Raw genomic sequence first — 9,737 nt, 5'->3', positions numbered from 1 at the left:
GCCCGGCACATACGCCGCCAGCAGGAAGCCGTGGCCGCTCACGCCTGCTCCCGCCACGGCTGCTCCGGCACGGCGTGCTCCAGGGCCGCCGCGCTCAGGGCACGGTAACGGGCGACGGCGGCCGCCGGCTCGCCGTCGAACACCACCTTCCCGGCATCCACCACCAGGACGCGGTCCATGTCCAGGGCCAGCTCGAGGTCGTGTGTGGACAGGATCACCTGTTGGCGGAGCCCGGCGAGCGTGCGCCGCAGGAGTTCGCGGTTGCGCAGGTCCAGCAGCGTGGACGGCTCGTCCAGGACCAGCACCTCCGGATTAACGGCCAGGACCGCGGCCAGCGCCAGGAGCTGGCGTTCGCCGCCGGAGAGCTCGTAGATGCTCTGGTCCGCCAGCGGGAGGAGGCCGAACCGTTCCAGCACCGACTCCGCATGGGCCCGGCGCTCAGGGGCGTTACGGATGGAGCGGCGCAGGGACAGTTCGACATCCTCGCGCCCGGTGGGCATGACGAGCTGGGAGAGCGGATCGGTGAAGACAAAGCCCACGCGGCGGCGGACCTCACGGACGGCCCGGACCGTATCGGCACCGGCGACTCGCACGGTGCCGTCGCTGGGTGCCACGAGCCCGTTCAGGAGCCTCAGGAGGGTGGACTTGCCCGAGCCGTTGGCCCCGATAACCCCGATCCGCCGTTCCGTCAGGTCGAGCGAAAGGTCCTGGAGCAGCGTCTTGGGGGCGGGGCGGCCATCAACCGGCACCCGCACCGAAACCCGGTCCAGGACGATGATGCTCACGGGCGGGTGTCCACCGTCCGGACACGGCGCAGCAGCAGGTCCGGGAAGGCCTTGTGCAGGGCCAAGGCGATGCTGACGGCCAGGACGTTCTTGATGATGTCGCCCGGGTAGAACGCGAGATCGGCCAGGACGGCTTTGGAGAAGTCCAGCTTGGCGTTGACCATCATGCCCAGGATGCCCAGGCCGTGGATGAAGATGATGCTGCTCACCATGGCGGCGGCGAACAGGAGGATGGCGCGCAGCTTGCCGGTGCGGTTGGCGGTCCGCTTGAGCACGACGACGGTCAGCCAGCCGACGGCCGTGGCGGCCAGGAGGAATCCGATGATGTAGCCGGCGGAGGGGCCGGCGAGCACGCCCAGGCCGCTGCGGCCGCCGCTGAAGATCGGCAGGCCCGCGAAGCCCAGAAGCAGGTAGAGGCCGACGGCGGCGAAGGCCCGGCCCGGGCCGAGCGCCAGCCCCGTGAGCATGACGGCAAGGGTCTGCAGCGTGATGGGCACGCCGAGCCCGCCGACGGGGATGGCGGCGATCAGGGCAGAAGCGGCCACAAGGGCGGCGAAGACGGCGATGAGGCCAAGGTCGGTGGCATTCCAGCGGTCCCGGCGGCGCGGGGTCCTGGCTGCGGCGGGACGGTGGGTTTGCGTCATGATGTTCCTGTCGGGGTGCTGCGGCGGAAATATGGATTGTGATATCGACTGTACGGTCGCGGCGGGGGCTGTATTTTGTAGGCGCCCCACTAACCGGCGGCCCGGAAGCTGGAGGACGCCGCCAACGAACACCGCCAGCAGGCGGGACCAGCATGGCGACGGCGGCCGGCACTGCCATAGGTACCCATGTCATGGAGCCGGGGCAGTGCCGGTAGACTTGTGGAGGCCGTGCTCTCGCATCGCCCTGCCCCGGCCCCGCCCAGACTCCACCCGTCGTGCCGCGGCATTCCCTGTTGTGAAAGGCCTTAGCTGCATTGATTACCGTCCAGGATCTCGAACTGCGCGCCGGCGCCCGCCTCCTCATGGACCAGGTGAGCTTCCGGATCGACAAGGGAGACAAGATCGGTCTGGTCGGCCGTAACGGTGCAGGCAAGACAACGCTGACCCGGGTGCTCGCGGKCGAGGGCCTGCCCGCCGCCGGCAAGGTAACCCGCACCGGCGAAATCGGCTACCTGCCGCAGGATCCGCGCACCCCGGACATGGAGCAGCTCGCGCGGGACCGGATCCTGTCCGTCCGCGGCCTGGACATTGCCGTGGGCAAGCTCCGCCTGGCGCACGAAGAGATGGCCAGCGAGGACCCCGCGGTCCAGCGCAAGGCGATGAACCGCTATGACCGGCTGGAATCCGAATTCCTGGCTGCCGGCGGCTATGCCGCCGAAGCCGAGGCGGCAGCGATCTGCTCGAACCTCGCCCTGCCGGACCGGCTGCTGAACCAGCCGCTCAAGACCCTGTCCGGTGGACAGCGGCGCCGCGTGGAGCTTGCGCGCATCCTGTACTCGGACGCCGAAACCATGCTCCTCGATGAGCCCACCAACCACCTCGACGCCGATTCCATCTCCTGGCTCCGTGAGTTCCTCAAGAACCACCAGGGCGGGCTGATTGTCATCAGCCACGACACCGAACTGCTCGAAGCGACCGTCAACAAGGTCTTCCTCCTCGATCCCAACCGCGCCCAGATCGACTTCTACAACATGGACTGGAAGCGCTACCTCAACCAGCGCGAAACGGACGAGCGCGCCCGCAAGCGTGAGCGGGCCAACGCGGAGAAGAAGGCCCAGGTCCTCATCGACCAGGCCAACAAGATGCGCGCCAAGGCCACCAAGGCCGTCGCCGCCCAGAATATGGCCAAGCGTGCCGAGCGCCTGCTCGGCGGCCTCGAGGCAGTGCGCGCGCACGACAAGGTGGCAGCCCTGCGCTTCCCGGACCCGTCGCCCTGCGGCAAGACCCCGCTCACCGCGGACGGCCTCAGCAAGTCCTACGGCTCGCTGGAGATCTTCACCGATGTCGACCTTGCCATTGACCGCGGGTCCAAGGTGGTCATCCTGGGCCTCAACGGCGCGGGCAAGACCACGCTGTTGCGGATGCTGGCCGGCGTCGACAAGCCGGACACCGGCGAAGTCGTTGCGGGCCACGGCCTGAAGGTGGGCTACTACGCGCAGGAGCACGAGACGCTCGACGTGGACCGCAGCGTCCTGCAGAACATGCGCTCCTCCGCCCCGGACATGAACGACGCGGAAGTCCGCAACATCCTGGGCTCGTTCCTGTTCTCCGGCGACGACGTCGACAAGCCCGCCGGTGTGCTCTCCGGCGGCGAGAAGACCCGGCTGGCGCTGGCCACCATCGTGGCCTCGAGCGCGAACGTGCTGCTCCTCGACGAGCCCACCAACAACCTGGACCCCGCCAGCCGCGCCGAAATCCTCGGGGCCCTGAGCAACTACACCGGCGCCGTCGTCCTCGTGAGCCACGATGAGGGCGCCGTCGAGGCGCTCAACCCGGAGCGTGTCGTCCTGCTTCCCGACGGCATCGAGGACCACTGGAACGAAGACTAMCTGGACCTCATCACGCTGGCGTAAGCCACCCAACCGACCCACAGCCGGGTCAGCGGACCGGCATCTCTTCCGCGCCCGTGATCCGGTGCAGGTCCGCGTAGCTGATGGAGAACATCGAGTTGTGGTCCCCTGCCCCCGCCCAGAGCACGCGGTGGGCCGACAACGACTCATCCAGCAGGGTCCGGATCTTCTCCGGGTGGCCTACCGGGGCGACGCCGCCGACCTCCTGGCCGGTGTGGGCCAGGACGAACTCGGGGGAAGCGCGGCGGATCTTGCCCGTGCCCAGCCGGTCCGCGACCTTGCGGACGTCCACCTTGGCCGCGCCGCTTGCCAGGATGAGCAGCGGGGTGCCCTCGAGCTCGAACACCAGGCTGTTGGTGATCGCCGCGACATCGCAGCCCAGCGCGGCGGCGGCCGCTGCCGCCGTCGGCACCTTCGCATCGAACACCGTCACGGTGTCCTGGGCGCCCAGGGCGGTGAGGGCACGCTTGACGTTGGCCACCGGGCCGGGAAAAGCGTCAGGGCTCATCGCTCAGAACCCCTGGGCGTCGAGGATGGCGTCTTCCTCTTCTTCCGCCGTCGCGTTCTTGCGCTTCCGCGGGGCAGGACGACGGCGGGCCACCGGGCCGCTGGAGTGCAGGAACACGCCCTCGGCGGCCTCGGCTTCGGCGTCCTCCGCGTCGATCGCGGCGTTGCGGGCCTGCTGCCTGGCCGCGTAGCCGAACCCGACGAACATCAGCACGCCGAACGCGAACCACTGCAGAGAGTAGGACAGGTGGGTGCCTTCATCAGTGGTCGGCTTGGGGAACGGGAACGGCATGTCCTGCACCGACGGCGACTCGGAGGCCAGCTGTCCGTAGGCGCCCGTCAGCAGCGGATAGCCCAGCTGCGCGGAATAGGCGGAGAGGTCGATCGAGGCCAGCTGTCCGTCAGGGGCGCCGCGCTGCAGCTCGGGCTCGGCCGGCTTGAGGCGGGCAACCACCGTCACCGGCCCCTGCGGCGGGGCAGGCACTGAGTCGGGCCGTCCCGGGGTGCTGTTGCCGATGGGCAGCCAGCCACGGTCGATCACCACGGTTTCGCCGGACTGGAGCTTGAAGGGAACCACCACCTCGTAGCCTGGCTGGCCGTTGAGCGGGCGGTTGCGGACGATGCGCTGTCCGGCGGCGTCGTAGCTGCCCTTCAGTTCCACCTGGGTCCACTCCCGCTCCGGATTCAGCCGGCTGAACTGGTCCCGGACATCGGCGAACGGCACGGGGGTGGCTGAGTAGTTGGAGACCACCCGGTTGATTTCGGCCAGGGTCTCGGCGCGGCGGTCCATCTGCCACCGGCCCAGCCCGACGCAGCCGGCAGCGAAGATCGCGGCCAGCAACAAGTACCCCAGCCATTTACTGGAGAAGAGAAAGCGGTACATTCAGCCGATCCTGCCTGACGGGTCGAGAGGGGCGGTCACTGCCGGGAGGGGGACGGTCTCTTCGCCGAGGACCACAGTCTCTTTCCACAGTCCGCGCGTCTGGAGGTAGTCCTCAAGCCAGGCGCGGTGCTCCCCGCACGCCAGCCAGATCTTGCGCCGCTCCGGGGTGTGGATCTTGGGATTGTTCCACAGCAGCTGCCATTCCGCCGCCGCGCGGCAGGCTTTCCGCGAGCAGACGGTGCCCGGGGCCGCGGCCGTGTCCCCACCGGTCCCGGCCAGGTCAAAGAGATTCATGAAGCTGCCCGTCCGTGGTCGTCGTCGTTCTCATCTTCGATCAGCTCACCCTGCAGCAGCGTCCCTGAACCGTCTGCGCCGTCACTCAGATCCTGCCCGTTTGGATCCTGTCCGGCGGGGCCCGCGGTGTCCGGTGCGTCCAGCTCTGCGAGCGGAGCATAGTCCAGGAGCGAGTCACTGTGGATTTCCGCCTTGTCGCTTCCGTTGGCGATCACCACCGCCACCCAGGGCAGGAAGACGGCGCCGGCAATCGGAAGGAGCTTGAACCAGCCATCCACGACAAATATCAGGATCAGGCAGACCATGCGGATGCCCATGGCGATGGCATACTTCACCATCCGCTGGTGCATCTCGTCCGAGTGCGCAGCAGCGGCGTCGGTGATGCTGTGCACCTCGGTACCGCCGGACTCGGAGTCCGGCCTCCCGGGCACATGCGCACCGGGTCGGTTTTTGAGTGTCACGGCTGTCAGATCACGCTCCCAAGGCTTACTTCGATTCTCTCACCATCGGCGGAGCCGCCCAAACGGAAGCGCACCGGGCGCTAAGATCGGAGGCAGGAAAATTCCAGCCCCCAGCGCGGCCCTCCCTGCCGCAGAATCCCGGAGCACCATATGACTGACACATCCACCACTGGCCGCAGCGTTCTGATCACCGGCGGAAACCGCGGGATCGGCCTGGCCATCGCCGAGTCCTTCCTGGCCAACGGCGACAAGGTGGCCGTTACCTTCCGCAGCGAATCGTCGCTGCCCGAGGGCATCCTCGGCGTCAAGGCGGACGTCACGGACGAAGCGTCGGTGGACGCGGCGTTCGCGGAAGTCGAAGCCGCCCACGGCCCGGTGGAAGTCCTTGTGGCCAATGCCGGCATCACCAAGGACACGCTCCTGATGCGGATGAGCGAAGACGACTTCACCTCGGTGATCGACACGAACCTCACGGGCGCCTTCCGGGTGATCAAGCGCGCATCCAAGGGCATGATCCGGGCGCGCAAGGGCCGCGTGGTGCTGATTTCCTCCGTCTCCGGCCTCTACGGCGCGCCGGGCCAGATCAACTACTCTGCCTCCAAGGCAGGYCTGGTGGGCATCGCCCGGTCGCTCACCCGCGAGCTCGGCGCGCGCGGGATCACCGCGAATGTGGTCGCGCCCGGCTTCATCAACACCGACATGACGGCCGAGCTGCCCGAGGCCACGCAGAAGGACTACCTGAGCAAGGTCCCCGCCGGCCGCTTCGCCGAGGCCTCCGAGGTCGCCAACGTCGTGCGCTGGATCGCCAGCGACGAGGCGTCCTACATTTCCGGTGCGGTCATTCCGGTCGACGGCGGCCTCGGAATGGGCCACTAGCCCCTACCAGCAGGACGACGCGGGAAACCTGCGGAGCACAGCGGACGACGGCGGATTCCGCCGTCGTCCGCTGTGCTGTGTCGGATTGTTCTGCGTCCGCTTGTTCTGTGTCCGCTGTCTGCTGCAACCGGACCGGGCCACTGGAGACGCACAGTTTTCCGTGCCGGGTTCCGCGCCGGGCCTTTTTGCCCTTGGCTCCGGGGCTCCGGGAGCGTGTAATGGGCTCACAGCCCCTGACCATGCCGCGGCAGGGGCGTGGACTCAGGAGGAAATCATGAGTGATCTCAGCAAATGGACGCCCTCGGACATGCTGGAACCGGTCCGCCGCTTCCTTGACGGTGATCTGTCCATAGCGCCAGGGATCAAGATCGAACAGTTCCAGGAGGGCACCACCCTGGTGGTGCGGGCGGAAGCACCGGGGATCGACCCGGACCGGGACGTCGACGTCTCGGTCGGCGAGGGCGTGCTGAATATTGCGGTGGAGCGGCGGGAGTCGTCCGAGCACAAGAGCAAGGACGGTTACCGCTCGGAGTTCCGCTACGGCCGGGCCGCCCGGAGCATTGCGCTGCCCGCGGGGGTGAGGGAAGAAGACATCACCGCCACGTACAAGGACGGTGTCCTGGAAGTCCGCGCACCGGCGCCCAAGGTTGTGACCGGTGAAGCGACGACGAAGATCCGGATCGACCGCGGCTGACCCATCCCCGGCACGTCCAAGCTACGTGACGACGGAACTACGCCGCCGGGGCTTCTTTGTGGATGCTGAACAACTGTAATGGCGCGGTCCGCTGGCATGATGGATTGCAGACCCACAGTATTTGGACGTTTGGAACAAAGGAGCTCGTATGGGACTGCTGGAGAACAAGACTGCGATCGTGACCGGTTCGTCGCGCGGAATCGGCGCCGAAGTGGCCAAAATCCTCGCCGCCGAGGGTGCGGCCGTCGTCGTCAACTACCGCCAGAAGGCGCCGCGCGCCAACAAGGTTGTCGCCGAGATCGAAGCCGACGGCGGCCGTGCCGCGGCCATCGGGGCAGACCTCACCACCCAGGAAGGCGTCCAGGCCCTCGCCAGCGCCGCGATGGAGAACTTCGGCTCGCTCGACCTCCTGGTCCTCAACGCCTCCGGCGGCATGGAGACCGGCATGGAAGAGGGCTACGCGCTGAAGCTGAACCGCGACGCCCAGGTGAACATGCTCAACGCCGCCGTTGCGCTCATGCCCCACGGCTCGCGCGTGGTCTTCGTGACCAGCCACCAGGCCCACTTCATCGACACGGTGCCCACCATGCCCGAGTACGAGCCCGTGGCCCGCAGCAAGCGCGCCGGCGAGGACGCACTCCGGGCACTGGTCCCGAACCTGGCCGAGAAGGGGATCACGCTAGTGGTCGTCTCCGGCGACATGATCGAGGGCACCGTCACGGCCACCCTGCTTGACCGGTCCAACCCCGGCGCCATCGAGGCACGCCGCGCAGAAGCCGGCAAGCTGTACTCGGTCAAGGAGTTTGCCGCGGAGGTCGCCAAGATGGCCTCGGCCGACGTCGAAACCGGCCACACGGAATACGTCGGCGGTGCGGATTATTTCGGTAAGACCGCAGACCAGGCAGCGGATAAGAGCTCCAGCTAGGCGCAGCCCGCCACGCGCGCCGGGATGGCGCGTCTAGAAGGCACGTCCCGGGAATGTTTTGACTAAACATTGCCGGGACGTGCCTTCCCGGTTAATGCATCAGACTCCGGCGATGTACCGCACGGCGTCGAGATAGGGAAGGTTGACGGCGGCGTCCGCGGCAGCGCGGACGGCCGGCTTCGCGTTGAAGGCGATGCCGATCCCGGCGGCGCCCAGCATGTCGAGGTCGTTCGCGCCGTCGCCCACGGCGATCGTGTGTTCCATCGGGATGCCCTCGGCCGCAGCCCATTCGCRCAGGTACTTCTCCTTGGCCGCCCGGTCGATCACGTCGCCGAGCACCTTGCCGGTCAAGGCGCTGTCGACAATTTCGAGTTCGTTCGCGATCCAGTAGTGCAGCCCCAGGTCTTCGGCGATCGGCCGGAGAATCTGGTTGAAGCCGCCGGACACGACCGCCACGGCATGGCCGGCGGCCTGGAACGCCGCCACCAGCTCGGCGGCGCCCTCGGTCAGCCTGACCTCGGCGCGGACAGACTCGACGACGTCCGCGGGCAGCCCCGCGAGGACCGCCACCCGGGCGTGCAGGCTTTGGGCGAAGTCCAGCTCGCCGCGCATGGCCGCCTCGGTCACCGCCGTTACTTCCTCGCGTTTGCCGGCGTAGGCGGCCAGGAGCTCGATCACTTCCTGCTGGATGAGGGTGGAGTCCACGTCCATGATGAGGAACTTCCGGGGCGCGCTGCGCAGTGCTGCCGGAACCAGCGCCGTGTCGACGCCCTCGATGCCGGCGGCCGCCAGCGCACGGCGCGCACTGTCCAGACGGGCTTCCGCAACCGCGGCGGCTGTGGCGGCGCCGGCAGTCCGTCCGTCCCGTCCGGCGTCTTGGCGGCTGTCCGCTCCGCCGGCCTGGGAGGCGCCCCGGGAGGCGTCCAGCGAGGCGCCCTGCACGCTGTCCAGGGCGCAGTCGACGGCGTACACCTCGAAGCGGGCGTCGCCGGTCCGGGTTTCCGCCCCGACGCCCAGCCCGGCGGCCGTCAGGAGCGAACGCAGCCGCTGGATGTCGGGAAGGGACAGTTTCAGGCCGTAGCTCACTGCGGTCACGTTCGAACTCATGGCCTCAATCCTAGCGAGCGGGCCGCGGGCGGCCCGAATTCGTTGCGCCCGGGCAGGCGCCGCGTGACGCTCCACGGCAGGGCGCGGCGCCGGTTATCAGTCGCCCGCTTTTTTGTCCTAGTGTCTACTCCTATGAGTGATGTTCTTGAAATGGCCGGGGTCAGTGTTGTACGTGGGGCGAAGACGCTCCTGGACAAGGTCGACTGGCAGGTCAAAGAGGGCGAACGCTGGGTGATCCTGGGCCCCAACGGTGCCGGTAAGACCACACTCCTCCAGCTGGCCGCGGCCCGCATCCACCCGACCTCCGGAATGGCCGGCATCCTCGAGGAAGTCCTCGGCGCCGTCGACGTCTTCGAGCTCCGCCCCCGGATCGGGCTGTCCTCCGCTGCGCTGGCCAGCCAGATCCCCGAGCACGAGAAGGTCCTCAACGTGGTGGTCACCGCCGCGTACGGCGTGACCGGCCGCTGGCGCGAGGGCTACGAGAAGGACGACGAGCGGCGCGCCTTCGGGCTGCTGAACGAGTGGGGGATGGGCCCACTGCTCAACCGCCCCTTCGCCTCGCTTTCCGAGGGGGAGCGCAAGCGCGTCCAGATTGCCCGCGCCCTCATGACCGATCCCGAGCTCCTGCTCCTGGACGAGCCGGCCGCGGGG

The 9,737-nt window shown here is 68.2% G+C and carries 12 protein-coding genes; 5 read left to right on the top strand and 7 right to left on the bottom strand.

Going from position 1 to position 9,737, the window contains the following annotated elements; genetic code table 11:
• Positions 1-38: 38 nt before the first annotated feature.
• Positions 39-785, bottom strand: coding sequence for an energy-coupling factor ABC transporter ATP-binding protein (locus AC1D1S_RS15980; RefSeq protein WP_476943913.1), 747 nt, complete (start codon positions 783-785; stop codon positions 39-41).
• On the bottom strand, positions 782-1,429 hold the full coding sequence (locus AC1D1S_RS15975) for a biotin transporter BioY (protein ID WP_476943912.1): 648 nt from the start codon (positions 1,427-1,429) through the stop codon (positions 782-784). Before AC1D1S_RS15975 ends, AC1D1S_RS15980 begins: the two co-directional genes overlap by 4 nt.
• A 314-nt stretch (positions 1,430-1,743) precedes the next feature.
• Between AC1D1S_RS15975 and AC1D1S_RS15970 the strand changes: the two genes are divergently transcribed.
• Positions 1,744-3,342, top strand: a complete 1,599-nt coding sequence (locus AC1D1S_RS15970) for an ABC-F family ATP-binding cassette domain-containing protein (RefSeq protein WP_476994906.1) — start codon at positions 1,744-1,746, stop codon at positions 3,340-3,342.
• A gap of 25 nt (positions 3,343-3,367) precedes the next feature.
• Here the strand turns inward: AC1D1S_RS15970 and AC1D1S_RS15965 are convergent, their stop codons facing one another.
• Genes AC1D1S_RS15965 through AC1D1S_RS15950 form a run of 4 tightly spaced genes read right to left on the bottom strand, consistent with a single transcriptional unit; the run spans position 3,368 to position 5,484 of the window.
• Complete coding sequence (locus AC1D1S_RS15965) at positions 3,368-3,847, bottom strand: YbaK/EbsC family protein (protein ID WP_230011473.1); 480 nt, start codon at positions 3,845-3,847, stop codon at positions 3,368-3,370.
• A 3-nt stretch (positions 3,848-3,850) separates the two neighbouring features.
• Positions 3,851-4,729: an SURF1 family cytochrome oxidase biogenesis protein gene (locus AC1D1S_RS15960; RefSeq protein WP_243177671.1), complete on the bottom strand. Its 879-nt coding sequence runs from the start codon at positions 4,727-4,729 to the stop codon at positions 3,851-3,853.
• Positions 4,730-5,023, bottom strand: a complete 294-nt coding sequence (locus AC1D1S_RS15955; protein WP_243177670.1) for a hypothetical protein — start codon at positions 5,021-5,023, stop codon at positions 4,730-4,732.
• Positions 5,020-5,484, bottom strand: coding sequence for a DUF3099 domain-containing protein (locus AC1D1S_RS15950; protein WP_028275536.1), 465 nt, complete (start codon positions 5,482-5,484; stop codon positions 5,020-5,022). Before AC1D1S_RS15950 ends, AC1D1S_RS15955 begins: the two co-directional genes overlap by 4 nt.
• Positions 5,485-5,634: 150 nt before the next feature.
• Between AC1D1S_RS15950 and AC1D1S_RS15945 the strand changes: the two genes are divergently transcribed.
• From AC1D1S_RS15945 to AC1D1S_RS15935, 3 genes are all read left to right on the top strand, one after another.
• Complete coding sequence (locus tag AC1D1S_RS15945) at positions 5,635-6,360, top strand: beta-ketoacyl-ACP reductase (RefSeq protein WP_476994905.1); 726 nt, start codon at positions 5,635-5,637, stop codon at positions 6,358-6,360.
• Positions 6,361-6,634: 274 nt separating this feature from the next.
• Entirely contained in the window at positions 6,635-7,054 is a 420-nt protein-coding gene (locus AC1D1S_RS15940; RefSeq protein ID WP_028275538.1) for an Hsp20/alpha crystallin family protein, read from the top strand.
• A gap of 148 nt (positions 7,055-7,202) precedes the next feature.
• Positions 7,203-7,979, top strand: a complete 777-nt coding sequence (locus AC1D1S_RS15935) for an SDR family oxidoreductase (protein WP_028275539.1) — start codon at positions 7,203-7,205, stop codon at positions 7,977-7,979.
• Between the two features lie 99 nt (positions 7,980-8,078).
• On the opposite strand, the gene serB is transcribed toward AC1D1S_RS15935, so the two are convergent.
• Positions 8,079-9,086, bottom strand: coding sequence for a phosphoserine phosphatase SerB (gene serB / locus AC1D1S_RS15930; RefSeq protein WP_476994904.1), 1,008 nt, complete (start codon positions 9,084-9,086; stop codon positions 8,079-8,081).
• A 132-nt stretch (positions 9,087-9,218) separates the two neighbouring features.
• On the opposite strand from serB, the gene AC1D1S_RS15925 reads away from it, so the two are divergent.
• Positions 9,219-9,737: ABC transporter ATP-binding protein (locus tag AC1D1S_RS15925; RefSeq protein ID WP_476994903.1), on the top strand; the 519-nt coding region annotated here is incomplete at its 3' end.

It is taken from the genome of Arthrobacter sp. P1_A5 (assembly GCF_056406825.1).
This window is presented reverse-complemented; position numbering and strand designations above follow the sequence as displayed.

Excerpts from the sequence above, each read along its gene's own strand:
- AC1D1S_RS15975 (WP_476943912.1), bottom strand. The coding sequence starts at position 1,429 with ATGACGCAAACCCACCGTCCCGCCGCAGCCAGGACCCCGCGCCGCCGG.
- AC1D1S_RS15965 (WP_230011473.1), bottom strand. The coding sequence starts at position 3,847 with ATGAGCCCTGACGCTTTTCCCGGCCCGGTGGCCAACGTCAAGCGTGCC.
- AC1D1S_RS15960 (WP_243177671.1), bottom strand. The coding sequence starts at position 4,729 with ATGTACCGCTTTCTCTTCTCCAGTAAATGGCTGGGGTACTTGTTGCTG.
- AC1D1S_RS15955 (WP_243177670.1), bottom strand. The coding sequence starts at position 5,023 with ATGAATCTCTTTGACCTGGCCGGGACCGGTGGGGACACGGCCGCGGCC.
- AC1D1S_RS15940 (WP_028275538.1), top strand. The coding sequence starts at position 6,635 with ATGAGTGATCTCAGCAAATGGACGCCCTCGGACATGCTGGAACCGGTC.
- AC1D1S_RS15935 (WP_028275539.1), top strand. The coding sequence starts at position 7,203 with ATGGGACTGCTGGAGAACAAGACTGCGATCGTGACCGGTTCGTCGCGC.